The sequence below is a fragment of the Salegentibacter lacus genome, from assembly GCF_020164555.1.
GTDB classification, from domain to species: Bacteria; Bacteroidota; Bacteroidia; order Flavobacteriales; family Flavobacteriaceae; genus Salegentibacter; species Salegentibacter lacus.
Window position 1 is genome coordinate 56,114 of sequence record NZ_JAIQZB010000013.1, and the last position, 25,984, is coordinate 82,097.

The 25,984-nt window shown below is 33.1% G+C and carries 23 protein-coding genes; 1 reads left to right on the forward strand and 22 read right to left on the reverse strand.

From position 1 onward, the window contains the following. The first annotated feature begins 32 nt into the window (after positions 1–32). The gene (locus LB465_RS11865) at positions 33–992 is read left to right on the forward strand and encodes a glycosyltransferase (RefSeq protein WP_224470081.1); all 960 of its coding nucleotides are present in this window, start codon (positions 33–35) and stop codon (positions 990–992) included. Here LB465_RS11865 and LB465_RS11870 read toward each other — a convergent pair. The 22 genes from LB465_RS11870 to LB465_RS11975 all read right to left on the reverse strand — a co-directional run bounded on the left by LB465_RS11870 (position 966) and on the right by LB465_RS11975 (position 25,969). After that, entirely contained in the window at positions 966–1,934 is a 969-nt protein-coding gene (locus LB465_RS11870; RefSeq protein ID WP_224470082.1) for a polysaccharide deacetylase family protein, read from the reverse strand. The genes LB465_RS11865 and LB465_RS11870 overlap by 27 nt on opposite strands. Positions 1,935–2,283: 349 nt before the next feature. Then, entirely contained in the window at positions 2,284–3,402 is a 1,119-nt protein-coding gene (locus LB465_RS11875) for a hypothetical protein (protein ID WP_224470083.1), read from the reverse strand. Positions 3,403–3,501: 99 nt separating this feature from the next. Beyond that, positions 3,502–4,437, reverse strand: a complete 936-nt coding sequence (locus LB465_RS11880) for a GNAT family N-acetyltransferase (protein WP_224470084.1) — start codon at positions 4,435–4,437, stop codon at positions 3,502–3,504. 209 nt (positions 4,438–4,646) lie between these two features. After that, complete coding sequence (locus LB465_RS11885; RefSeq protein ID WP_224470085.1) at positions 4,647–5,486, reverse strand: glycosyltransferase family 2 protein; 840 nt, start codon at positions 5,484–5,486, stop codon at positions 4,647–4,649. 187 nt (positions 5,487–5,673) lie between these two features. Then, the gene (locus LB465_RS11890; RefSeq protein ID WP_224470086.1) at positions 5,674–6,783 is read right to left on the reverse strand and encodes a glycosyltransferase; all 1,110 of its coding nucleotides are present in this window, start codon (positions 6,781–6,783) and stop codon (positions 5,674–5,676) included. 17 nt (positions 6,784–6,800) lie between these two features. Beyond that, positions 6,801–7,307, reverse strand: a complete 507-nt coding sequence (locus tag LB465_RS11895; RefSeq protein ID WP_224470087.1) for a hypothetical protein — start codon at positions 7,305–7,307, stop codon at positions 6,801–6,803. 257 nt (positions 7,308–7,564) lie between these two features. Further along, positions 7,565–8,641: a glycosyltransferase gene (locus LB465_RS11900; RefSeq protein WP_224470088.1), complete on the reverse strand. Its 1,077-nt coding sequence runs from the start codon at positions 8,639–8,641 to the stop codon at positions 7,565–7,567. After that, entirely contained in the window at positions 8,642–10,189 is a 1,548-nt protein-coding gene (locus LB465_RS11905; protein ID WP_224470089.1) for a glucosamine inositolphosphorylceramide transferase family protein, read from the reverse strand. Between the two features lie 61 nt (positions 10,190–10,250). After that, positions 10,251–11,402 (reverse strand): glycosyltransferase family 4 protein, encoded by a 1,152-nt coding sequence (locus LB465_RS11910; RefSeq protein ID WP_224470090.1) that lies wholly within the window; start codon positions 11,400–11,402, stop codon positions 10,251–10,253. A gap of 341 nt (positions 11,403–11,743) precedes the next feature. After that, a complete protein-coding gene (locus tag LB465_RS11915; protein ID WP_224470091.1) occupies positions 11,744–12,931 on the reverse strand; it encodes a polysialyltransferase family glycosyltransferase in 1,188 nt (395 codons plus the stop codon). A 455-nt stretch (positions 12,932–13,386) separates the two neighbouring features. Next, positions 13,387–14,610, reverse strand: coding sequence for a hypothetical protein (locus LB465_RS11920; protein WP_224470092.1), 1,224 nt, complete (start codon positions 14,608–14,610; stop codon positions 13,387–13,389). Between the two features lie 59 nt (positions 14,611–14,669). After that, a complete protein-coding gene (gene pseI, locus LB465_RS11925; protein WP_224470093.1) occupies positions 14,670–15,728 on the reverse strand; it encodes a pseudaminic acid synthase in 1,059 nt (352 codons plus the stop codon). 55 nt (positions 15,729–15,783) lie between these two features. Further along, positions 15,784–16,494, reverse strand: a complete 711-nt coding sequence (locus LB465_RS11930; protein WP_224470094.1) for a PIG-L deacetylase family protein — start codon at positions 16,492–16,494, stop codon at positions 15,784–15,786. Then, complete coding sequence (locus LB465_RS11935) at positions 16,472–17,161, reverse strand: formyltransferase family protein (RefSeq protein WP_224470095.1); 690 nt, start codon at positions 17,159–17,161, stop codon at positions 16,472–16,474. The genes LB465_RS11930 and LB465_RS11935 overlap by 23 nt, the downstream gene beginning before the upstream one ends. Further along, positions 17,154–18,143: a GNAT family N-acetyltransferase gene (locus tag LB465_RS11940; RefSeq protein WP_224470096.1), complete on the reverse strand. Its 990-nt coding sequence runs from the start codon at positions 18,141–18,143 to the stop codon at positions 17,154–17,156. The genes LB465_RS11935 and LB465_RS11940 overlap by 8 nt, the downstream gene beginning before the upstream one ends. After that, a complete protein-coding gene (gene pseF, locus LB465_RS11945) occupies positions 18,121–18,813 on the reverse strand; it encodes a pseudaminic acid cytidylyltransferase (protein WP_224470097.1) in 693 nt (230 codons plus the stop codon). The genes LB465_RS11940 and pseF overlap by 23 nt, the downstream gene beginning before the upstream one ends. Continuing rightward, a complete protein-coding gene (pseC, locus tag LB465_RS11950; protein ID WP_224470098.1) occupies positions 18,806–20,017 on the reverse strand; it encodes a UDP-4-amino-4,6-dideoxy-N-acetyl-beta-L-altrosamine transaminase in 1,212 nt (403 codons plus the stop codon). The genes pseF and pseC overlap by 8 nt, the downstream gene beginning before the upstream one ends. 3 nt (positions 20,018–20,020) lie before the next feature. After that, positions 20,021–21,034, reverse strand: coding sequence for a UDP-N-acetylglucosamine 4,6-dehydratase (inverting) (gene pseB, locus LB465_RS11955; protein WP_224470099.1), 1,014 nt, complete (start codon positions 21,032–21,034; stop codon positions 20,021–20,023). Between the two features lie 22 nt (positions 21,035–21,056). After that, positions 21,057–22,163, reverse strand: coding sequence for a glycosyltransferase family 4 protein (locus LB465_RS11960; protein ID WP_224470100.1), 1,107 nt, complete (start codon positions 22,161–22,163; stop codon positions 21,057–21,059). Positions 22,164–22,330: 167 nt separating this feature from the next. Further along, on the reverse strand, positions 22,331–24,082 hold the full coding sequence (locus tag LB465_RS11965) for an ABC transporter ATP-binding protein (protein WP_224470148.1): 1,752 nt from the start codon (positions 24,080–24,082) through the stop codon (positions 22,331–22,333). A gap of 182 nt (positions 24,083–24,264) precedes the next feature. Next, a complete protein-coding gene (locus LB465_RS11970; RefSeq protein ID WP_224470101.1) occupies positions 24,265–25,662 on the reverse strand; it encodes a UDP-glucose 6-dehydrogenase in 1,398 nt (465 codons plus the stop codon). 145 nt (positions 25,663–25,807) lie between these two features. Next, entirely contained in the window at positions 25,808–25,969 is a 162-nt protein-coding gene (locus LB465_RS11975; RefSeq protein ID WP_224470149.1) for a four helix bundle protein, read from the reverse strand. Between the last annotated feature and the right edge of the window lie 15 nt (positions 25,970–25,984).

Consider the following 25,984-nt stretch of genomic DNA (forward strand, 5'->3'; position numbering starts at 1 on the left):
ATAAAAATAGTTTATTACAATTAAATCATTTAATGAACTTTTCCCAGTTTAAAATTCTATTTGAAAAAAAAAAGGTTTTTGAATACCCCGGTAAAATTCAACAACCTCCGCTAGTTAGTGTATGTATTCAAACTTATAACCAGGCACTTTTTATAGAAAAAAGTCTGGATGCCATTCTTTCCCAGAAAACTAATTTTAAATATGAGCTGCTACTTGGGGATGATGACTCATTAGATGGGACCAGGGAAATTTGTATTGACTACGCTAAAAAATATCCCGAAAAAATTAGATTATTTCTGCATCACCGTGAGAATAATATTAGTATTGCTTCAAAACCAACCGGAATATTTAATTCGCTATACAACCTATTTTCCAGTAGAGGGGAATTTATAGCCTATTGTGATGGTGACGATGTATGGACCGATGAATATAAACTTCAGAAACAGGTAGATTATTTACTCGCTAATCCTAAAACCAGTTTTACTTATCATGAAGTGAATCTAATAGATGAAAAAGGGGAAAATATTTCCAAAAAAGAAGATATAGAAATAAGTGAAAGGGATTTTACATCTACCGAATTACAGCATGCACTTATTCAGCCCCCTATTTCCACCTGGTGTTTTAGAAACTTAATAGACGACATCCCCCTGGAGTTCACAAAAACATTTAATGGTGACAATTTCTGGATGAGTTTATTAGGAAATTATGGCGACGGAAAATATCTTTCAGATATAAAGCCCAGCTTTTATAGGATACACTCACGAGCAATGTGGAGCTCGATAGAAAGACCTCTTCAATTAAAATCAAAATTTAATACCTATAGTTACTTATCTCAATATTATAAACGTAAAAAGAATAAAAAACTATCCAGGTACTTTAAGGTGCGGGCTAATAATTATGCAAAAATGGTCTTTACTTACTATACAGAAAGAAGAAAAGTAATTAAGCTTTTTAACTTTTTAAGCTTATATCTTAAAACCACCTGGTTTTAATTGATTCATATTTAATGACTGCATAGCATACTTATTTTTTAGTTTTTTATAAATACCAAGGAGCTGCTCAAGTTCCCTTAAATTTTCGGCTGAATTATTCCCGAAATTATGTGGATGCCACCACAAATGATAAATTTCTTTATTTCGTGCCGCATAATCCATTTCCCTATAAATTCTTTTTATTTTTAAGCTGTCAAAAACTTTTTTACCGGAATAGGGCCTCAACAATCTACTGGCCATTTGACCGGTGGTTTGGGTAGAAAACTTATGTATCGCTGAAGACTTATAGGTTTTATCCTGTAGACCAAAATAAGCATCTCCAGTTCTAAATATTTTTTGAAATAGACCGTCTTTTTGGGTATCCTGCCAATACCAATTTTTAGGATTTGTTCTTACCGTATTAATTCCATTTTTTTTGCAAATTTCAAGGTATGCTGCGTTATACTGATTTCTCGGAAAAACTAAAGACTTTAAATCAAGCCTAAATTTAGAAGCCAATTCTGAGGCTTTATGGAGATCTGCCTGAAACGCTAAAGCATCCTGTCCCGGCTCCAAGCAATAATAATGAGAATAAGTATGGGTACCCAATTCCTGGCCTTTAGTATTTATAATACTCTTGATTAATTCTGGTGCAAAACATAACTTTTCAGTTTCTTTAGACTGAATAGACTTGCCATATTTATATGCTGAAAGGTTCTCATTCTCATAATTGGGTAGATAATCTGGAATATTTGCGTTCCACTCATCCCAATCGCTATTAAAAAGCATTCCTACCGTTGCCCAGGTACAGTTTACTTCATATTTTTCAAAAAGCTGAAGAATAGCGGGAATTAACTTACGTGTATTTTGAAAATAATCTTGTTTTTGTTTATAATCAACCTTATCAAAAACTCCCCACAATAATTCAAAATCTAAGGAAATAACTAAAGATCCATTTTCCATTTCTTCTTAATATTTTAAAACTAAATATAAATTAACAAATCCACAATCGCCAGTGGCGATAATTGAGCCTAAGCGAAATAAATTTGTATCGAGCCCCATTAGAAGTTGTAAATCCACGTCACTTCTCGATACATCCCTCCTCCTCGCGTCGGGAAATCGAAATGACGATATGATATCTAACAATACCGTCATTGGATGAAAGAGCGTGGCAATTTTTCAAGTTTACCCCCCCGACAGCTATCGAGATCCATTTAACGAATAAACACCAGACCACAAACCCTAAACAACCAAACACACATTCGAGAACTGAAAATTGAAATTAGCCAAGCTCAAATCACCAATTAACGAATCAAGAATTAACTAACCTTCTTCTTTCCATCCCTTTCCTTTCCATCCCTTTCCTTCTTTTTTTTAACTTGATAATCTTATCATATTTTTTCTGTGCCAGATAATAGTAAATCACAAAAAACAGAAAATACATAACCATGGATTTCTGTCTCATAATTATTCCCAGGTTAGACATTACAAAAGTTAATGCAAACGAGGAAAGAAAGAAAACTACCAGGCTCATCTTAACAGAAACAGGAGAGTTCTTTATAAAGGAAATAAAATCCTTTTTAAAGATCTTGGCAAATAGCAACAAATAAAGGAGGTTCTCCACCGAAACAATTAATCCCAATACTCCCGGAGCATCAAAAAATAATGGCCTAAACCAAAAAGTAAAAAGTTTTAATGGTAAAGGATAATCTGAGATAGCAACTCCGGAACCCGATTCACTAAGACCTTGTGAACGATCGTCTGAAAAACTTTCAAAATCTGATACAAGATTTTCGGAATCTTCAAGGCCTGCCATTCCTAAAATTTGATCCTGCACCAGGATTAATCCACCAATCATGCCAACATACATCATTAGTTTTTTTCCAAAGGAAATTTTTTCTTTTCCTGTCATGTAGCCTAAAACAGTGCCGGCAGCAACAAATAAAAAAACATGAGGTCTAATAAAGTAAATTATTGCCGATCCTAATATTAGAGTTATAAGCCTCGACTTAGGATTCTTAATAGCATAAGCAAACATCATTAAACCTAAAAAAATTGGTGCACCCTTGCCTAAAGAGGCAGTCCAAAAATGCATATTAGGCAGAAAGAGTGTTAGTATCAGAAAATCAAAATTCTTAAAAACCTTAATCTTAACAGGTATATTTTCCCGAAAGAACATATAGGCATAAATGAAGCCCAAATACCCCAGCCATGAAAAGAGAACCATCATCATCTCATAGCTAAAACCAAGGATATTAATAAATGGCCAGGATAGAAAATCAATAAAGGTAGTACTCGTTCCAAAGAAAGAAAACCAGTCATCATTAAACTGAGGTCTCGCGTAATAGGCTTTAGAATCGGAGGGGTTAAAGGCCGCATAGGTATAATATACTCCAAAGAAAAAAAGATGATACAAAAAAAGAGTATTCATCAGTTTCTTTGAAAACCATTTATGCTTTTTTGAAAAAGAGTTAAATAAACCCTGATTAAGAGCAAATAAAAATAATATTAAAACTAATGCTCCTATCATTTAAAAAAGTTCAAGATCTCCTAAACTATAAGCCCAGTTCTCTATATTATGAAACTTATTGTCTATTCTACAACTTTCTAAGTTTTTAAAGGTTAAAACCGGACCAAAATTACCGGAAGCTTTTAACTTAAAAATGTTTTGACCAACCGGAAAATTTAAACTAATAAAATGCACCCCATAATGCTTCGCCCATTTCTTAATAACTAACTGGCAAGCCTTTATATATTCAGGATCTACCAGAATTAGTTCTGAAATTCGTAATTCTTTAAAAGTTTTATGTTGCTTTACATATGCGGCTAAAAAATAATTTTTAGTTGATTCTACTCTGTAAGCCTGTAATGGATTATTTATATAGCGCCAGTTAAGATAGTCTTTAGTTTTAGGCGTAAATAAATTTGATGTATTTTTTAATTTACTATTCCACAACTCTAATAAATTTATATTGAGATTGGGTTTGTTTTTTGGATCCTTTTGAATCGAATTTGAATTCCAAAAAAAAGGAAATACAGGTATAATTTGCGTATGTAACTTGTCTACTTCCTTCCATCCCATTTTAAGATAACCGGGTTTGCTTTGTTCATTGGGTGTATTGAATACAAAATGATCTCCTCTTTCTTTTCCCAGCTCTAAAGCTTTTAAGGTAAGTCTTTTGAAAATCCCCTTCCCCTGGTGTGCGGGATGAGTAGCTGTATCTACTGCCCTAAAGGCTGAAAAAACATTCTCTTCCAGTTGCCACTGCCAACGCATAAAGGCCCTAACACCAATTATATCATCATTTTCTTCAGCTAAAAGGACTAATGATTCTCCAAAAGGGTTTTCAATATGCTTAAAGCTCCAAATATCTCTGGTTTTTTTTGAAGAAGTTTCTCCCAGACTGGCTTTTAAAACTTCTAAAATCCCCGGTATATCCGTATGATTAGCTTCCCTTATTTTCATATTCACCAATTTCTTGAATTTCTCTATGTATTATACTCCTTCTCAAATTTACAGGCAAATTTCACTTAATCTTTACAAAAAGGCTTTCCCGTATTTAATTACTAAAATGTTTGGCAATTGTCAAAGTTAATCCATTCTATACTGTTACCAAGAGTTTTAAAATATATTAAGACTATTTATAAACTGACTGTAATTTAAACACGGGGTGTCTATTTAACATCTTTTCCCGGATCTATTACTTTACCTAGTTTTTTAAAAATTCCGTGAAAAGTGCCGAGCAAAAAGAATTTCATTTTTTCTGATTTGTTATTCTCATAAAGAAGAATTCCTCCTAAGAGAAAAGACCAGGCTTTAAATGCTTTATATATTCTAACCGGCATACTCAGGGATGTTTTTCTAATAAATACCCGCACATAAATATTGTTTCTAGCTTCATAATAATAACGCCAGGGAGGACGGGAGTTTTTATCCCTTTTTGTGAAATGAACCCCTTTGGCTGAAGCAACCCATTGAGAGCTAAATTTATAAACCTCATTAATACGGTGCTTCAAATACTCAGTATCTTCACCCCAAAAAAATAAATCTTTATTAGGATACTTAACTTTATCTACTATTTCTATGGGAAGAAGAACACCCCACCACCCGGGATCTTTTTTTGATTTAAAATCTTTTTCCCTTATATACGGAAAATACAAGGCATGGGGAGTAGCAACTTTTAACAATTCTTCCAAACAATCATTTTTCGGAAAAAAATCGTCATCCATCAACCATAAATAATCTACATTTTTCTTCTCGGCGAAGTATTTAATCCCGTAGTAGAAGCCACCGGCAGGTCCAGAATTTTCTTCTAATCGCAAATTTGTAATGTTTTTATTAGCGCTTAGATAGTCCGAAGTTCCATCCCAAGAGGCATTATCCACCACCAGTATTTCAACAGGTAGTGCTGATTGATTTAAAATTTTACAAAGACCAATTTTTAAAAGTGAAATTCGGTTAAAGGTAAGGACCACCACTCCCACTCTCTTTCTTTGCCTTATTAAGTCTTGCATTTGAATAAAAATCTTTCTTACCTGTTATATAACTACCTGAAATAAAGACCACAAGGTATCATAGTGGATCAACTATTTAATTTCGAGGCAAGCCCGTGTGAATGATACGGGCAGGCCTCAGAGCACCAGATATATATCGAGTAAAAAGTTAGTTTTTAAAGTGATTTACTATACTAAATTTAACCGGTTAAGCATTCATTGCTTCAGAATAATAAGCTTCTAATGCATCTACCATTCTTTTTAAGCTAAAGGCTTCAACAACTCTTTTTCTAGCGGCAAGTTTATATTTAATCATTTCTTCTGGTTGGTCCATTAGGCGCTGACATAAAACAGAAAGTTCTTCCCAACTATCAACTGGACAAATAAAACCGTCTTCATTATTTCTTATCACTTCCTTAATTCCCCCTGCATCTGTGGAAACTACTGCACATTCCATACTCATGGCTTCCAATAGTGCTATAGGAAGGCCTTCGAAGGAGGAAGACATCATAAAGATGTCCATAGCTTCAAAATAAGGTTTCACATTTGTTTGTAAACCAGTAAAAAAAACTACCCCTTCCAATTCTAAACTTTTCCACTCTTGTTTAATTTCCTCTTCTAAAGGTCCCGCTCCAACGATTATTCCAACAACATTTTTATTATTTTGTCTTAGTTTTTTAATGACCTGTAACCACTCTACCAGGCGTTTTTGAAAACGGAACACAGCAACATTTCCTATAACAATGGCAGTATCAGGAATGCCCAAATCTTTTCTAATTGTAGATTTTTGTTCAGGTATAAAGGAATCTGTATTCACTCCGTTTAAAAGGGTTTTTACAGGAATAGTGGGATTAATATTTTTCTGTATGGAAGCTGTCACATCCTTAGAGACACCAAACGCAAGGCTTTGAGAGTTGAAACTTAATTTATTAATGGTTTTTGTAGCTATATGGTATCTTTCCTGCATATTATGTTCAGTATATAAAACCGGGATACCCGTTTGTTGGTAAACCAACCTTCCTACAAAACCGGCCCAGGGAAGATGGCAATGAATAAGATTTATATTCTTTTCTTTACAATAAGAAATAATTCTTTTATATTGAAGCATCAATCTTATATTATCCTTTGCCTCGAAACAAGTGACCCTCCCGCCGGAAGCTTCCAAAGCTTCTACCATTTGATTTTTCCAGGGTAGAAAATAAATATAATGGAATTCAAATTTTTCTTTGTTATGAAGCTTAAGAGTTTCTGGTAAAAGCATTTCGGCACCGCCCCTACCCAGGGATTTTATAATATGAAGAATTTTAGTTTTTCTCATTTTCAATTATTAATTTTTTAGGGATGGGAATTCTTAAATAAATAATGCCATTTGGTTCTCTTAAAATATGTTTTCAATTCTCCATAATTCTCTATCAAATCTTCCAGGGATTCTCTATTTTGTTTTTTCATTTTAGAGGAAACCTCATAAGTTTCTAGATACATAGCTTTAAAAACTTCATTAAGCGTTTCTTGTTTATCATTAACCAAATCTTCATAAAAAATCTCAATATATGGGTGGCTTGAATAAATATTAGAAATATTTTCCCAATAATCCGTGATTAAGGAAAAATATGATTCACAGTCTTTTGGTTTTAAATCAATAAGGTTATTTCTATGATTAGTATCCCCATCGTCTTTCAGTATATTTTCTTTCCAAATCCCTGTTTTGTGACCTATTTTTAAAGAAGCATAGGATGCCAATAAATTTTCTCTTTTTAAATGGACAATCAAAATGCTTTTATCATTCTTTATGATCTCCCAGATGCTTTTATCTTGATTATCCGGGGGTTGATTATATAGCAATTTAAATCCAACAAGTTTTATTTTTTTATTTCTTCGGGAAAAGATTTGATTCCATATCCCCAATGTAGTTTGGCCTTCTATATTTTTATATTGCCTTCGCAGCTAATCTCCGGATGGGAGTTTAAAAGGCTAACTAACCAGTTAGATCCAGTTCTGGGAGCCGCGATAATTACAAATTTTTTATATTTATGACTTCCAAAATAATATTGAAAAACCTACGTATTCCCATTAATAAAAATTAGTTCCTCTTCTTAAAATTACTTAAGCAAAATCTTCGTATATAACTCTACAAATCTTTCAGCTATTTTAAAATTTACAAATTCTCTGGTCACGTAATTATAAGCATTTTGAATTTGCTCCAAGTTAGGTTCCTCTATAGATTTAGTTAATGCGAGAGCAAAAGCAGATTCGTCTCCTTGTTTTATTAAGGCTCCGGTCTTCTCGTCTACTATCTCCTTAATCCCTCCAACATCGTAAGCAACAACGGGGGTTCTGCAATACATAGCTTCTAATAACACTCCTGGTAAACCTTCAATAATACTGGGTAAAACTAAAACATCTGCTGCGCTAATATAATCCAGGGGATTATTCACAAAACCATAGAATTTCACCTCATTAGTTAAACCTTCATTCTTAACAAGGATTTCTATTTCCTCACGAAGGGGGCCATCTCCTATTAAATGTAATTTTACATTTTTTTTATTTGAGTTTATTATTTTGAAAATGTTGAGAAGCCCTTTATGGTTTTTCTCAAAACTAAATCCACCCACGTGAACTATGTGTTTAAATAAATTTGGCTTAAATTCGAATGAATTATGGAGTTCTTTCTCTTCCAACCCAATTGGAATAACCCGTGTCTTATCCTTCAAGAAAGGAAAATGACTTAAAAGATCCGTTTTAGAGGCTTGGGAAACGGAGGCTACTCCCGCTATATTTTTGTATAAATATAGATTGAGCTTCTTCTGCAAACTTGATTTCAAATACCTCCCCACTTCACTGGCATTTCTAAATACTATTGGTGTTTTCCAACCAAAAATATTTTTTGAAAAAACTGCATATTTTAAAGTATCCCCGGCATTAGCCTGGATGAAATCGGGTTTAAAATCTTTAATTAATTGATTTAAATTTCGCCAGGCTTTATAATCAATAAATCGGGAATTCGGGTTCCCTCCTAAATTAATAATTTCATCTTCCCAATTCAAATTAGCATCTCCTTTAAAAATACTCGCTATCTTAACCTGCAGTCCTAAATCTTTTTGATGCTTTGCCAGTTGGCAAGTAAAAGTTTCGGCACCCCGGTGTTGGGGTTTTTGAATTAGGTGAAGGATTTTCATTTATAGTTTCTTTTGGGCGTCCAAAACAGAGAAACCTTCAACAAAGTTAAATGTATGTGCTGCTTTTAGATCTTTCTCCCATTTCGGAAGAATTTCAGTTCTTTTCTCTTCTATAAATTCCGTAGGAGATAATTTTTTAATTTCATTTAACTGTATTCCATATCCATATTTTGGAGCTCCTATTTGTGTAGGCCTTAATAATTTGTCATTGTCTTTTAAAATTTTCCCTGCCGGGCGTGCACCTCTAATATCCAAACTCAATGGATTTAACGGGTGTGGGGTCCACATTTCTGTATCCAATTCTTTGGAATAATATATATGTAAATATTGATCCCGATTACCTCCTTGAGATAACTTCTCGGTTCCGAAAAGATACCAGTAACCTTCATGAAAATATAGGCTGGCATCATAAATTTGTTTGTTACTAAAAATTTTTTGATGCTTTTTCCATTTTACAGGAAATTCTTCACACTTATATAACCAGAGTCCATTGGCATCAGCAGATTCAGGTAACATATAATAGTTGGAATCCTCTTTAAAAATAAACGGATAAGATAGATGATATTCTTCGTTAATTACTTTTATAGGATTTTCGTTTATTAAATTTCCTTTTTCATCAAATTTAAAAAGACTGATATGTCCGTTTCCGGAACCTATTTTTACCTCTTCAAAAAATAGATAAAAATTGTCTTTTTCTTTAACTATAAATGGGTCTGCCCAATCGTATCCTTTAGGAGGATAAAGTTTCTTATATCTAAAAATACTTTTTTCTACAGAGGAATCTTTTCTGAATTTATATAGTATATACCACTGTGGAGCAGATATTTTTTCTATTATCACCTCCTTAATCCTTCTACTCCAAAAGCTTAGGAGTATTTTTATAGAAGTAATATTAGTTGGGTTTTTGTATAATGGACAAGAATAGAATGGCAATATTTTTTTTTCTTCATACTTTAATATCCCCTGGCTTAATTCATCCAGAGCTAAATTAAACAACTCTACCCCAGCCCAAAATGCTTCATTTTTATTGCGGTAGAATGATGTAGTATTTGTTTTAATAAAAGATTTTTTTATCACCCTTCCCCCATCAAGGTCCTCAGAAAGTTTTTGAAGCGTTATTCCCGTCACGTTTTCCCTATTTACCACTTCCCAAAAAGCAGGCGGTCCTCCCCTATTAATAGCATTGTCTCCATGATGTAATGACCATACCCCATGCCTGGCGGTATTTAATATATCCCCTTTTAAGATACTGAAACCAAAACGAATTAATACATCAAGGTCCAGATTTTTAACTTCTGTTATCTTTTCTTCCGTAAAACGATAACTGTATATTTTCTCGATTCCTGATACTTCTATTACCGATATTTCTTCTTCCAGATTACTTATATCTACACTAGTGAAAATATCATTTTTAACTGAAAAAAACTTACGATCTAATGCCTGGGAAGCACGGTAAATAAAAGAACTATTGGAGGAAAAGGCTGAAACCTCTCTTCTAAGTATTAGAGTTTCTATTTTTAATTGTGGATGATCATTTACAAAGTTCAAAATTTCATAGTGCCATTTTTTTATAGTCAAACTATCAAGTAAAAATCCTATTTTAATCATTCTAATTAGCCTTATAGTTTGATACTACATCAGTATAAAATTTTTCATGCTCCATAGCTATCTTGGCGATATCAAAGCGGGCCTCTGCCTCTTTTCTGGCATTTACAGCATATTCATTCATCAACTCGGGATTCTTTAAGGCCCAAATTATCTTTTCGGCCATATCTTCGGGATCGCGGTAGGCAAAAAGCCTGGCGGAAAACTTATTTTTTACTGATTCTTCCAGTACAGGGATTCGGGTTGCAATAATTTGTTTTCCCATAAGCATCGCTTCTACAAGCGCGCCCCCCTGCCCTTCATAATGGGAGGGAAAAAGAAATATATCTGCAGCTTTTAGCAGAGAAGGAACATCATTACGATTTCCTAATAAAAACACCTTGTCTTCCAAATCTAATTCTTTAATTAAAGATTCAATAACCATTTGGTCATGACCTCGTCCTGCTATTAGATAAGTTGCATCTGGGTACTTTTCGGATACATTTTTAAAGGCTTTAATCGATTCCAGATAACCTTTTCTTATTAGCAATCTGGCAACTGTAAGCAAAATAGGACCCTGGCCATATTTGGATCTTATATAGCTTACTTTCTCCTCATCAATCTTATTCCATAATTCCTGAAAATTTCTCCCCCTGTGAATCACTTTAACTTTTGTAGGATCTATATTCAGGGCTTTAGAATTATTGGCAATTATTGCATGAGTCAAAGACATAAATCTTGTAACCCTGGGAGCCATTAATCTGTCTATAAAATGATACACCGAAAGACTAGTTTTTTGTTTAAAAGGCAGTAATTCTATTCTCTCCGGCGAATAACTATCATTAACAAAAGAATTGATAACCGGGATATTATTCTTTTTACCCAGGTATCTAGCAAACTGATCGGCCATAAAAAGATTGGAATGTATCAAATCTGGTTCCTCCTCATTAATAATATTTTGGATTTCATTTTTTAAGGTAATGATGGAAAATCGGGTGTTTTTATCCAAAGCATAAACTTTAATGCCTTTATTTTCGAAGTCCTTCTTTAATTCTGTCCCCTTATATAAACTCACAACAATTGGTTCCCAGTTCTTGAGCCTAGCACCTATTTCTAGGGTACTGGTTTCTGCTCCACCTCTTTGTAAGGTATCAAATAAATAAAGTACTTTTTTCATAATTAGAAAGAAAATCTTTGATGCCTATAAAAAGTAATCTTTAAAGGCAAGAATTCATATAAGGATTTAACAACCTTAATTTTAAACGATCTAAAGTCTCTAGGGATTTTGTTATAATAATACTTTGCTGTTTTTGAGATGCCAAATAATAATTTAACCACACCAAATTTATGATAATATTTCTTTTGTAATTCCCTATCCTTTCCAAAAACGAAAAAAGTGATCGAATAAAAAATAATCTAATCAATTTTAAAAACACAAAGAGTCAGTATCCTATTTCTGATAATTTTTCTATAATTAAACTTTAACCCATTTTCTAAGACTATTTATAATAAAGTTTTTTATTCCGGAATAAGTATTTTCGAAATTATTTTTAATGCTGAATTCCGGGGATTTTGGCTAATATTCAAGTATTTCGGATCGTAGAAAAACTCAAATTTTTTATGATCTAGATGTTTATCTAAATTTTTTGAATCCACAAAAGGTATGCCTGAGTATTTATTAAATTTATCAAGATCAACATTATAGGATATGTTGAGTTGAAAACATGCTTTCTTCTTAAGATAAGTTTCTAAAAGTAATGTAGAATTTACAGAATAATAAAAATCAAATTCATTAAGAAAATAATCCGAATCATTTTTATCTGGAAAAAAATCAACTTTGGAAATGTTCTCTTTGCTTAAACTTTTTCGAATGTCTTCTCTGGGATGAGGTTTATAATATAGGTCTATATTTTTTTTAAGTAGAAAATCAGCTAGGTCTGACACTGCCCTATTATATGGCTGAAAAATATTGGGCCATACTTTGTAAAATTGTTGTCCTATAAAGACTGCTTTTTTATTTATAATTTTAAAAGGTAAGATTATTCTATCTTTTTCACCAATTTCACTTTTAAAATAAGGGTTTCCAATAATTATATTTTTTTCATTAACACCTTGAGATTGATATAATTCTTTAAAATAATCACCATACACAATAAAATGAGTGGCAATATTTTTTTCAAACCAAAGAACTTTAGTATCATTTAAATTATAAATACCATGCTGAATGGTAATAACATTTTTATTTAATTTAGCTAGATAAAAGCCAATAAAGGTCATCAGAATTGTTGGATGACCACATATAAGGTGATCAATTTTTTGATTCCTGATAAATTTCAAAGTTTTAGTTTCAGCAGCATTAAATAATATCCTCTGGATAACTTTAACATTAAACAAAAAGGCAAAAAGCAACAACATCTCAATAAATAATAATGGTCTAACCTCCTCATTATTTTCATTAAATATTAGAACTTTCCATCGCGAATTATCAGGCACCCAATCTTTTTGAGGAGCATCATTTAAAATAGTCCCTTGTATATCATTATGTGGGTGTCTTTTAGAATGTTTTAATAATAGAATATAGATGGTTTTAAGAATCTTCCTAATAAACCCTTTGCGCCTAATTTTGTGATGAATTGAATTTCTTATCCCAGAATAAAGAATATTATTAATCTCGGTATCAGAAAATTTAAAAAGATTTCTCATCATTTTATTTCAAATATTAAACTAGATTCTCAATTAAAGTTGTTTTTATTTTCTTACCAATAAATTCTTAAAAAGATTTAGAGATTAACATTATACAAGAAATTAGAATATCATATTTATATCGGCAATAACCTCCTCTGCTCTTTTATCTATACCCGCATATATAAAGTGATTGTGGTCTTTACCTTTCTTATGTTTTTTTTAACTCCTTGTTATAAGCACATCGCATTAAATAACTCACAGCAATCTTTAATATTTGCCATTATGCTATTTTCATCCAAATGTAATTGGTTAACTGACATAAACCTAGCTGAAAAGCATAAGTTCTTTACCAATTTTTTTCAAAACATTTTCCAAAAAGGTAGATGCAGAATTGACCTGGTCACGAGTCAAACGAAATGCGATTTTATAATTTAGATCATTTCTCTAAAAAAAGTAAGTTATTTTATATATTTTTATCAGGAAATATCTAGTAATTTTTGAATTTCATCACCTACTACATTACTAAATCTTTGATCAGATAGAAAGTAATATTTGCCAAAAGTTGCCATCCTTTCAGTTTCATTAATTTTATATATTCCTTTAGAAGTGATGATATTTTCAACAAACTCGGTAAAATCTTTTTGATTGTGTGCAAAATTAAAAACAAGAAATTCATCCTCATTAGGATCTACAAGTAATTCTTGTTGAGGTTTTACGGTATCACCCCAATAGGGAATCAAAATTGCCGCCCGTGATAATAAACTTTCTAAGATAGAATTTGAATTGAAGGAAATAATTAGCTTGCTAACTTCAAATGGTTTTGTAAATTCCATTAAATAAGATAAATGAATATTGGGTTTGTTTTTACAATAATCATTTAAAATTTTATAATCGTAATCACTTTTACATTTTATTAAAAACTGTTGATCAGGATATTTATCAGCGAGGTTCAGAAATATATTAAGAATCTCAAAAAAGGTTTGATTACCATCGTATAGCCCATCTATAAATGAAAATAAAGTTATATAATTTCTAGAGGTGTTTTTATAATTTAAATCTGAAATCATATCCATTCTAGGGCATCCTGTTACTATAATTTCATCTTTTTTACCAATTTTAGACTGTAATAACAATTTTCGAGTTTGTTCTCCATATACAAATATTCGGTTTCCCTTAAAATTATAATTGTTATAATAACGAGATAAACCGCGTTGAAAAGAAAGAGGCATTAAATAATGTTCTCTGGACAATCCAATGTACATAATACTAGAATGACTTTTAAATGCAAAATCTTCGTAATAGTCAAAATTTGCGCTCAAAATAAATTTTAGATCATATGACCCAAAATATTTTAAATATTTTAAAAAAGAAGCAGCAAATAATTTAGATTTATAAACCGCATCAGGATATTCTAGCAATCCATCTTGATAGAAAGTTTGATCTAAATTTGGAAGCCAGGGTTGTGCGAATTTTAAGATATTGAATGGCAACTCAATAAAATTAAACCTCTTTTCATATTTTTTCAAGGCACGGACATCAAACACGTTACTTCTTCGTGTTAGACAAAGTACTGTAATACCTTTTCTCCTTCCATTTTTAATAAATACGTAAATAAATAATATGAAAGCTGATAATCTTAAAAGTCCAACCTTACTAAAAAAAGAAATTAAATATTTTAATCCTGTACCTATAATATTCATTAAAATTTTGATATTAAAGGAATATTTTAAAATTCCTAAAGATTAGTTTAAGAAAAAAATTATTTTTCAGTTTTTGAACTTGTAATTATATCCAAAGTTAATCGCTCACCCCGTTCGATATCCTTTATAACCCTTTTGTCCAAAATTTTATTTAAATACTTCGGATGTAGACCAAACCCAGGTCTTATAGACCTCACGTTTTTTTTCGTAATAACTTCCCCCGCTTTTATATCTTCAACTATGTACAAAGACCTGGAAAAATCCCTTCCTTTTTTTTGCTTTTCAGTTAAGGTATAATCTACTTTTCCAATCGCTTTTTCCGCTTCTCTAACAGCCTTTACCATTTCGGTAAACTCCAGCTCATCCATGGAAAAAGAGGCGTCCGGACCGCCAATAGATTTATCCAGAATAAAATGTTTTTCGATGATTTTAGCACCAAAACAAGTGGCTACCACAGGAACCGTATTTCCCATTGTGTGGTCAGACAATCCGGAGATTACTCCATAGCGTTCCGCCAGATCTTTTACCATAACCATATTGGCTTCGTCGATAGGTGCCGGATAAGAGGAAGTACATTTTAATAAGGCTATATCGTTATTCCCCATTCGTCTGCAGGCATCCAAAGCAAGTTCAATGTCTTCCTGCCCGGCTATTCCGGTAGAAATGATAATAGGCTTTCCCTTTAAAGCGGTATATTCGATTAAGGGAATATCGGTGATCTCAAAAGAAGCGATCTTATACGCAGGAGTATTTAAACCTTCTAAAAAATCAACCGCTGTTTTATCAAAAGGAGAGGAAAAACAAACTAATCCTTCTTTTTCTGCAATGTTAAACAGCTGTTCGTGCCACTCCCAGGGAGTATAGGCCTCTTTATAAAGATCATGTAGGTATTTCCCATCCCAGATCGTACCCTGACTCAACATAAAATCAGGAGATTTTACATTAATGGTCATAGTATCTGCAGTATAAGTCTGCAACTTGATGGCATCTGCGCCAGTTCTTTTTGCGGCCTTTATTGTTTCTATTGCTGTATCTAAACTGCCGTTATGGTTTGCAGATAATTCTGCAATAATAAATACCGGGCTATTTTTATCTATATTGAAATCTTTAATTTTCATAGTTTATTTCCTTTTTTTATTTATTGTGACATTATAGTGCCGTTAAATAAGAAGTTTAATTGATTACCCTCACAATTGAGAAAGCTTCTGCGAAGCTCTTACCTGCAACTATGCCCCATCGCTGCGCCTGGATTTTTAAAGCTTCGGGCGACCTGGGATGAGGGTATTCCCGTTTTTCAAACTCATAACTTTCCATACCCTTTATTTTTGCCTTCAAATTTTCTTCAGAAACATCAATAAACATATTGGGTATAAAATGTTTTGGGTCTGTAGCTGCTCTCCATTCTGTACCCGAAGGAGTTTCAAATGAAATTAAAGTATGTGCTTTCTCTTCTTGCAAAGGACGTGAAGCAGTTAGAACTGCCTCAAATGTTCTTTGATGATCTATATTGACATCCCCCAAATGATGAGTAAATATAACCTCAGGCTGAAAAGTGTTCTTTTCTTTTTCAACTATTTTTATAATATCCAGCAAAGCGACAGTATCAAAACGATTATCTGGAAAATCATATATTCCTACTGATTCATAGCCTATTGCCAAGCGTGCACTCTCTATGTTATCCCTATGAATTTGAAGTTCTTTTTCCCATTTCTCAGGATCCCTATCATCCGATCTTGAGGTAATTCCTTCTCCTAATATTACTGCTCTAACAATACATCCATATTCTTGTATCAATTTATGCATAGTAGCCCCAACTCCGAGTAATTCATCATCAGGATGGGCTACAATAACTAAGATCCTTTTATTTCTTAATGATTCTAACATCTGCTATAATTTCCTTTTCTGATTTTAATGAAGCCCTTGTAAATTCAAATCGAAACTCCTCCGTTTCAATAAATGCCGGTGGATAACCCTCACAATCGAGCATTCTTATATGATCAAATATTTGTGAAATATCCTTTAAAGAGTCTACATTACCTTCGTTAGGTTTTCTTCGTTTAAATTCCACAACCTTACCTTCCTGAGAGACCGGACTTAAACCTTTTTCCACGATCTCTATTATCATTTCCTCGACTATATCTTTACTTCTCAAAAAGATTTCCTGAGCCGTCCCATATAAACTCAGAGGCCTTTTTAAGTATATTGGACCAGTATCCAAACCAGCTTCAACTTTAAGTGCTGAAATTTTGGTATCTGTATGACCATTTACAATTAAATTCTGAAGGGGACTTCCACCTCGTCCATAAGGCAGATCTGTCATATGGAAAACTATACATTCAAAATTTTTAAAAATTGTTGAAGGGATAATATAAGACCAGTGGGGTATAAATATTTTGTGAGGATTAATTTTATCCAACATAACTTTGGTAAAATCTTTCCTTTTGTCAATTAATAACCAATTTTCGGTATCAAAATACTCAATAAGAGAATGAAATAATTCTTTATGCCACTTCTTCTCTGTTACTATAAGATAGGTTTTTTGATTATTCATGCCTAAACTCAATTATTTCTGAATTTTCCTCGCTAATATTTTTTGATATAAACCCTAATTTTTGGAATATTTTAATTGAACCTATATTATCAGATCTAACCTGGGCCTTCAGTGGTGATTTTTTATAATTCATTATTTCCCTAATAATTTTCTCTCCAAATCCTTTCCCCCTGTATGGCTTACTTATAGAGTAATCAATCAACCAATCTCCATTGATATAATCTAATCTTGATTGACCTATAGGTACATCTTTATATACCCAAATATTCAACAATGTTTGGGTATTAAAAAGTTGGTTATAAAACCAGTTTAAATGATCCTCCCAGATAATTATATCTGTGGATAATGAGTTTCTTCTTACTGTTGGATCATTCACCCAATTATATAGTAATTTAGCATCACTGAAAGCTGCTTTTCTACAATAAAAATCGCTTAATATTTTTGAATGAATAACGACATCAATAAAATTATCATCAAAATGACAATGGTTTTTTAAAGTAGCTTCTAAATAATATCCACAACTCTCCAATGCCGTGTATAGCTCCGGTCTCAAATCAAATGCATAAGTGTAAATTTTATGTAGTTTCAATTCTTTTAATGCTACTTCTTCGATAAGTGTCAAATAACTTGTCCAATGATCCTTAAAAAGTTCTGTATCAAATTCAGTATTTAAAACGAATGAAATTTCAGCATTTTTATCTATCCAATTTATATGTACCAAGCCACCATAACCAATGCAATTTTCACCTTCCAAATAGGAAAATAAAATTTGTTCGGGTTTATCCTGATGAAATAGTTGGGCTATTACAGTATCAAAATAACTATCCTGTTTTTCCTTAGTTAATACTTCATTTTGCCTCAAATGATACATCTGCTCGTTACGCCATTTCATAATAGCATAACGATCTTCCTTCCGGATAGGTACTATTGAATAGTCCCCAACTGAAAAAACTTGCTTATTAAGAATTTTGTAAGAGTTCATATTTTATTTCTGCGATTTTCCAATCTGTCTCGTTATCTATATCCTGCGCTTCCAATTCATCAATGATTATGGCTCCGGTACTTTCAGTAAAAATGCTTTTATCCCTTTTAAAATGTTCGGTTTGAATAAAGTAAAACTGTCCGGCATCATGATATGCTTTTTCAAGATCCTGGGAACGCGAGTTTTCGAATTCGGGATAGAAAAAATGAAGCTTATTGTTTTCTATTTTTAAAGATCTTTGAATAGGATAACTAAATGGAAGTACAGGAAATACAGCATCTAAATTTTCCTCGATTAATTTTTCAAAAGCTTCTAATAATTTGACTTTGGTTACAAAAGCTGCGGTGGGATAAATACAGCACATATTTTCAAAATCCTTTCCCAGTTTTTTGTAATCTTCCATAACTTCCAGAAGAACATCAACAGTGGTAGCAAAATCATCGGCAGCTTCCTTACTTCTCATAAAAGGAACAGCAGCCCCGTATTTCCTTCCTATTTCAGCAATTTCCTCATCGTCGGTTGAAATCATAACCTCATCAAAAAGCTTACTTTCTAAGGCGGCTTCGATTGCATAAGCTATTATAGGTTTTCCCATAAAATCCTTAATATTCTTCCTGGGAATACGTTTGCTCCCACCACGGGCCGGTATTATGCATAAATTTTTACTCATCAAAGAATTCTCTAATTTTTTGAATTACAAAGTCCTGTTCTTCTTCCTGCAAAGTAGGAAACATTGGTAAACTTATGCAATGCTTGTAATAGTTTTCAGCTATTGGCAAATCTCCTTCCTGCCATCCCATTTCACGATAATAAGGCATTAAATGACAAGGGATATAATGTATTTGCGCAAAAATTTTATTTTCTCTTAAATAATTATACAAACCCAACCTGTCTTCAACCTCAAGTACATACAAATGATAGGCATGGCCTTCGATAACTCCTGATTGACCTTTAATAAAATCCTTGCTTTTAAAGGCTTCAAAATAACGTTTGGTGATATTTCTTCTTTGCTTCAATCCTTCATCAGCTCTCTTTAACTGACTGCTTCCCAATGCCGCCTGGAAATCGGTTAGCCGGTAATTATAACCTAATTCCTGCATTTCCATGTACCAACCGGGATATCGGGATTCGGGATTCGGGATTCGGGATTCGTCAGTACCTATAGCAAATTCTGGTGTATTTTTATATTTATCTTCATCCTTTACTATTCCGTGGGTTCTTAATCGGAGAAGCCTTTCATATAGTTTCTCATCATTTGTGGTAATCATTCCACCTTCGCCACTGGCTATATGTTTAACGGGATGAAATGAAAATATTGCCAAGTCGGCAAAGTTTCCATTTCCGCAGTATTGTTTTTCCTCTTTTGAGTCTGTAAAAAATCCCCCGGGTGCATGGCAGGCATCTTCAATGATCCATAGGTCGTATTCATCAGCCAATTCCCTGAATTCTTCCAGATTTACCGCGCTACCGGCAAAATCTACAGGAATAATTCCTTTATAGATTCCTTTAGGAGAATTTTCAAGTAATTCCCTAACTTTATTAATATCCAGTAAATAAGTTTCAGGATCTATATCGGCAAAAACCACTTCTCCCCCACAATATCGAACACAATTAGCTGAAGCCGCAAAGGTAATAGGCGTGGTTATCACCTTATCCCCGGGCTGCACATTCATGGCCATGGCACAAAGATGAAGCGCCGCAGTACCGTTTGAAACCGCCACTGCGTATTTACTATTTACATAAGTACCAAAGGCTTCTTCAAACTCAGCGATTCGGGGTCCCTGCGTGAGATAATCAGATTTTAGGGTACTTACAACGGCCTCTATATCTTCTTCCGTAATATTTTGGCGACCGTATGGTATTGGCTTGTTCATAAATTAAACTTCAAATGTTGGATCAACGTGTTCTTTAATTAAATTCCTCAAATCTTCTATTGATTCCCACTCCTCATTTTCTGCTGAGTTATATTGAAATCCGGGTTTTACTTTTTTCGCTTTAAATTTTTCTATAAATTCTTCCAATTTCCATTTATGTGTAGACGGCAGAATAGTGTAATATTTTCCTAGATCATAAGTATAGTATGAATCTGAATCGGTGATCATCTCTTCGTGGATTTTCTCCCCGGGCCTAATCCCAACTACCGGTTTTTCACATTCCGGACCTATGGCTTCAGCGACATCTAAAATTTTATAAGAAGGAATTTTAGGTACAAAGATTTCTCCGCCCCAGGCATGTTCTAAAGCATGCATAACCATATCCACCCCTCCCTGAAGGGAAATATTAAACCTGGTCATAGTAGAATCTGTTATGGGCAATACCCCTTCTTTCTTCTTTTTCAGGAAAAAAGGAATGACAGAACCATTTGAACCCATTACGTTGCCATAACGCACCACCGAAAATTTAATTGGATTCCACCCGGTAATATTGTTAGCGGCCACAAATAATTTATCTGAAGCCAATTTAGTTGCTCCATATAAATTAATAGGAGCAGCAGCTTTGTCGGTAGAAAGGGCTACCACTCGTTCTACTTCAGTTTCCAAACAGGCATTAATTATATTCTCGGCACCCATGATATTTGTTTTCACACATTCCATAGGATTATATTCCGCAATGGGAACATGTTTCATAGCTGCGGCGTGAATTACATAATCTATCCCCTTTAATGCCCTTTTAACTCTAGCTTCATCCCTAACATCTCCTATAAAAAATCTTATTTGAGGAAATTTATTTGTAGGATAATCCTGGGCCATTTCGAACTGTTTTTGTTCATCCCTGGAAAAAATTACGACTTTTTTTATATTTGGGTGTAATCTTAGAATGTGACTAGTTAGAGCTTTTCCCAAAGAACCAGTACCCCCGGTAATTAAAATAGATTTATCTTTTAATGTCATAATATTTTATTATTTTTCATAATTAAATTAACGATTTCACTTCGTAATTCATTTTCTCTACATAATGTTCAATTGAAAATTTAGAGTGAAAAGTATCAATAGAATTTGCAGAAAATTGTTCATATTCTACACCTGACATCTCAATAGCATACGTTAAGATATTAAGGGTAGAGTTAATGTTGTTAAAATTCACGAGAAAACCATTCTCCCTATTCCTTATAATCTCAGGTATTCCTCCAACATCCGATCCTATTACGGGTAAACCTAATGACATAGCCTCTAATAACGAAACTCCTAATGCTTCATGATATGAACTGTTAATATAGAAATCTGCTGCTTCATAATAAAAACGTAATTGATGTTGAAACCCCATAAATTTCACATTATTAGTTAATCCTAATCTATCAACTTCATTTTTAAGCTCTTGCATAAGTTCACCATCACCTATTAACCAAAATTCCCAATTTTTATTTAAATACTTCAACTTTTCAAATATTTGTAATATTCTATTTAATCCTTTCACTGGAGTAAACCTGCATGCCGTTATAAAAATGGTTGTTTCACCCTTTATCTTTTGTTTAATTGAAACGTCCGAAAAACCTTCGATACCAGAATGAACAACAACTGTATTTTTATTTTTTAAATTTTTAAACGTTTTGGCCACTCTAATTGCAGCACTGGATACTCCAATAATTTTATCGGCTATATAATTATTGAAAAATTCCTCAAATCTACTTCCCCAAGTTACAACCATTTGTTCACCGGTTCTATCCTGGGCATTGTGAATAGTTCCCAAGACACGAAATTTAGTCAGTATACGAGTTAGACTTACTATTATTTTATCAGGTGTGAAATTGGCAGAAACTAAATCTATTTTATGCTTAATGATAAATTTTCTTAGTTTTAAGACAGCTGATAATACATCTTTTTTTCCTTCATAATTTATTCGTTCAATTCTGATTCCTGCATTTAAAAAACGCTCAAGCATATCTTCATTCGGTCCGAAATAAACAACGAAGACATTCATTCTTTCGTTAAGAGCTGGAGCAGTTTGTAAAACTAAATTAGAAATACCGCCGAAATGCAAATCAACAAGAGTAATCAAAATATTAGGTCGTGTCTTTTTCAAAATATTACATCTAAATTACTTATAAACCCACAAATTTCTTGATGATACAAGCGGATATCTTCCTCAAATAAACCTTTATATCTCCCTATTAAATTTAATATATTCATTATAAAAAAATTTTATTTTGTACAAATATCAATAACAGTTTAGTGTTAAATTTTCTATTACTAAATTTCTTGTAATTCCACTAATTTTTTAAAATACCGAGATTCTTCAATTAATTCGTAAAATCCACCAATATTTGATATTTTTCCATTTTTCATTACCACAATCCTGTCAGCATTTTTTATGGTAGCAATACGATGAGCAACAATTAATATGGTATAATTACCTTTTAAATCATCAATATTTTGCTGAATGGCTTTTTCAGTTTCAGAATCAAGCGCGGAAGTTGCTTCATCCAAAATCAAAATTTCCACATCTTTGAACAATTCCCGTGCGATAGAAATACGCTGTCTTTGTCCTCCGCTTAAATTCACCCCATTATTACCAAGAATAGTATTCTCCTTTTCGGGTAGCTCATTTATAAAATCAAAAATTGCCGCTTGTTTAACGGCCTTCCAGAATTTTCGCGAGTTAGATTCATTTTGATCTGCCCAAAACGAAATATTATTATATAAGGTATCATTAAAGATTACCGCATCCTGGGTAATATAGCCGATTTTATTTTGTAAATTATCAATATTGATGTCCTGGCTACTCGAATCGTTTAATCTATAATCCCCTTGATCTATTGGCAGTAAGCCTGCGATAATATTTACCAATGTAGTTTTTCCGCTTCCGCTTTCTCCAACAAATGCAATTGTTTGATTTTTATGAATTTTTAAAGAAATATCCTTTAAAATTGGGGTTTGATTATAATTAAATGAAATATCAGAAAGTTCCAGAGTTTCAATCGATTGAACAAAATCATTTTTTCCTTTAATTTCTTTATTTACTCTCAGTTCTTTCCCGAAGACTGTCATGTTTTCCAGAGATCCTGAGACAGAAAGAAACTTATTCCATCTAACTTGCATCTGCATTAAATAATTTAATGCTCTATAAAAGAAAATTAAACTTATCAAAATAGGGCCTAAATCTGAGCCTAAAAAGGATGTCTGTATAAAAATTACTAATACCACAACAGATATCAAAATTGGTTCTCTTGCTGCAGTAAGCAAAGCATCTAACTTACCTATTTTTTTATTGCTCTTCTGAATTTTAAAAACTGAATTCTGTAACTTTTCTCCATATTTATTCAAAGAACCCGTAGCTTTCAAATATTTATAATTAGCCACATTTTGTATAATTAAACTTTGAAATATATTATTCTCACCAGTAAGAGCACGAGAAATATTTTTCGTAGTTACATATAATTTTTTATATAAGAAATTTGTGAGCAGCCCGCCAACAGAAACTAAAACTGCAAATTTAGCATCTATAGTAAAGGCAAATCCCATATATACTACTACTAGAATACCATATTGAATTGCATTGAAATAATTAATAAACGAAGAAGCAACGCGATCTACCTCACCGGTTAAAGTATTTTGAATTCGACCAACATCGGACATCACAAAATATTTATATGCCAAATTATTTAGTCCCTTAATATTTTGAACCCGTAATTTTTTAATAAACCATTCACGCACATTAACATTATAAATTCCAGCAAAATATTGAATAATTCCTTTTCCAAAGAAAAACAACAACATTATGCTTAGAATGGACATTAGACTTAATGGTATTCCCACGCTGCTAAAAAAATCGATCAAAAATCTTAATTTACCTAAAGAACTTGAATCAACAGTGGCTGAATCACTAACCATTTGAAGCAAAGGCAGGAACATGGTTAGGCCAAAACCATCCAGGACACCTATAAAAATGCTGAAAGCTATAATAATAAATACTCTATATCTTAAATAAGAATAGAAATACACAAAGCTTTCAAAGTATTTTTTTATTATTTTTTTTATCAAAACTTGTTAATCTTTTACTGTCGTATTAAATTTCCACTTATGAAATTCATTCGATATTATGAAATCATTTTCATTCTATCTCTGAACATTTGTAAAAATTATTCTCCTTAACTTATTTTTCACAACCTTTCCAAGAAGTTGAATTAACTCCCAATCGCATAAAACTCAAACCCGATATCTTCTTTAGTCTTTCTTTCCAGCAACCTACGACCATCGAAAAGGAATGCCGGTTTTAACATCTCGTCATAGATCTTCTTCCAGTCTAGCTCCTTAAATTCGTCCCATTCAGTTAGTATCGCCACGGCATGAGCATCTTTGGCTGCTTCATAAGAAGTGTTCACCACTTTAACCCTCGAACGGTTTTCTTCTGAAGATCGGGTGTTCAAATAATCCAGGTCAGCATAAATTTGCTCGGTCTTCACTTTAGGATCATAAACCACGATTTCCGCCTGTTCGTTCAAGAGGTAATCTGCTACATAAATTGCGGCAGATTCCCGGGTATCATTGGTATCTTTCTTAAAAGCCCAACCCAATAATGCAATCTTCTTGCCAGAAACGGTATTAAATAAGGTTTGTACAATTTTCGCAGCAAACCTTCTTTTTTGGTGATCGTTCATCAAAATAACCTGCTCCCAGTAATCGGCTACATCATTCAAACCAAAAGATTTTGAGATATATACCAGGTTTAAAATATCTTTTTGAAAACATGAACCTCCAAATCCCACGGAAGATTTTAAAAATTTCGGCCCTATCCTGGAGTCCATCCCTACGGCTTTTGACACTTCATTTACATCAGCCCCCGTTTTTTCGCATAGTTCACTCATCGCGTTTATACTGGAAACCCGCTGTGCTAAAAAGGCATTTGCTGTCAATTTTGAAAGCTCTGAAGACCAAACATTTGTAGTTAACAAACGTTCCCTTGGTATCCAATGGGCATAGATATCCACTAAAGCATTTACGGCTTCCTGGCCTTCTTCTGTATCCAAGTCACCTCCAATTAGCACCCGGTCCGGCTCCATTAAATCGCCCACCGCAGTTCCTTCTGCCAAAAACTCAGGATTGGAAAGAATTTGATAATTTACCCCGTTTCCGGTATTATCAAGAATATTTTTTAAGGCTTCAGCCGTACGTACCGGTAGCGTAGATTTCTCTACAACAATTTTATCGGTTTTTGAAACCCTTGCTATCTGACGGGCACAAAGCTCAATATACTTAAGATCGGCTGCCATCCCTTTTCCGATTCCATAAGTTTTGGTAGGGGTATTTACCGAAATAAAGATCATATCAGCCTTATCTATGGCAGCGTCCACATCGGTAGAGAAGAAAAGGTTTCTGTCTCGCGCCTCTTTTACCACAGCCGATAGCCCGGGCTCATAAATTGGAATATTTTCTACATCTTCATCGTTCCATGCCGCGATTCTTTCTTCATTAATATCTACAACCGTTACGTTTATCTCAGGACATTTTTGCGCAATTACCGCCATTGTTGGCCCTCCTACGTAACCGGCGCCGATGCAACAGATGTTTTTAATTCTTGTCATGTTTATATTCTATTTTTTGATCAGGTAATGGTTTATTATTAAAACAGTGAATCTGCTTGTTATATGTAACGGAGTGACCTTGTGATGGAGTAACGGAGCCAATTTTTACTTGGTTACTTCGTCACAGCATCACTTCGTTACTTCATTACTTTTTCAAACTTTGTATTAATTTCAGAATCATCCTTCTGATATATATTATTTTCTCTTCGATCTTTTTATTTTCCTTAATAAATTCCAGCATCTGTGCTATTTCCAGTTGAGTTTCCGTTTCAGCTAAGGAGCCTAAGGAAATATAAAGAAACCTAATAAAATCCTTTTTACT

Coding starts and splice junctions, on each gene's coding strand:
- LB465_RS11865 (WP_224470081.1), top strand. CDS start 33: ATGAACTTTTCCCAGTTTAAAATTCTATTTGAAAAAAAAAAGGTTTTT.
- LB465_RS11880 (WP_224470084.1), bottom strand. CDS start 4,437: ATGAAAATAAGGGAAGCTAATCATACGGATATACCGGGGATTTTAGAA.
- LB465_RS11930 (WP_224470094.1), bottom strand. CDS start 16,494: ATGTTAGAATCATTAAGAAATAAAAGGATCTTAGTTATTGTAGCCCAT.
- pseF (WP_224470097.1), bottom strand. CDS start 18,813: ATGAGTAAAAATTTATGCATAATACCGGCCCGTGGTGGGAGCAAACGT.
- pseI (WP_224470093.1), bottom strand. CDS start 15,728: ATGAAAATTAAAGATTTCAATATAGATAAAAATAGCCCGGTATTTATT.
- LB465_RS11875 (WP_224470083.1), bottom strand. CDS start 3,402: ATGAATACTCTTTTTTTGTATCATCTTTTTTTCTTTGGAGTATATTAT.
- LB465_RS11870 (WP_224470082.1), bottom strand. CDS start 1,934: ATGGAAAATGGATCTTTAGTTATTTCCTTAGATTTTGAATTATTGTGG.
- pseC (WP_224470098.1), bottom strand. CDS start 20,017: ATGAACAAGCCAATACCATACGGTCGCCAAAATATTACGGAAGAAGAT.
- LB465_RS11915 (WP_224470091.1), bottom strand. CDS start 12,931: ATGATGAGAAATCTTTTTAAATTTTCTGATACCGAGATTAATAATATT.
- LB465_RS11890 (WP_224470086.1), bottom strand. CDS start 6,783: ATGAGAAAAACTAAAATTCTTCATATTATAAAATCCCTGGGTAGGGGC.
- LB465_RS11910 (WP_224470090.1), bottom strand. CDS start 11,402: ATGAAAAAAGTACTTTATTTATTTGATACCTTACAAAGAGGTGGAGCA.
- LB465_RS11920 (WP_224470092.1), bottom strand. CDS start 14,610: ATGAATATTATAGGTACAGGATTAAAATATTTAATTTCTTTTTTTAGT.
- LB465_RS11935 (WP_224470095.1), bottom strand. CDS start 17,161: ATGAATAATCAAAAAACCTATCTTATAGTAACAGAGAAGAAGTGGCAT.
- LB465_RS11900 (WP_224470088.1), bottom strand. CDS start 8,641: ATGAAAATCCTTCACCTAATTCAAAAACCCCAACACCGGGGTGCCGAA.
- LB465_RS11970 (WP_224470101.1), bottom strand. CDS start 25,662: ATGACAAGAATTAAAAACATCTGTTGCATCGGCGCCGGTTACGTAGGA.
- LB465_RS11885 (WP_224470085.1), bottom strand. CDS start 5,486: ATGCAAGACTTAATAAGGCAAAGAAAGAGAGTGGGAGTGGTGGTCCTT.
- LB465_RS11940 (WP_224470096.1), bottom strand. CDS start 18,143: ATGAACTCTTACAAAATTCTTAATAAGCAAGTTTTTTCAGTTGGGGAC.
- pseB (WP_224470099.1), bottom strand. CDS start 21,034: ATGACATTAAAAGATAAATCTATTTTAATTACCGGGGGTACTGGTTCT.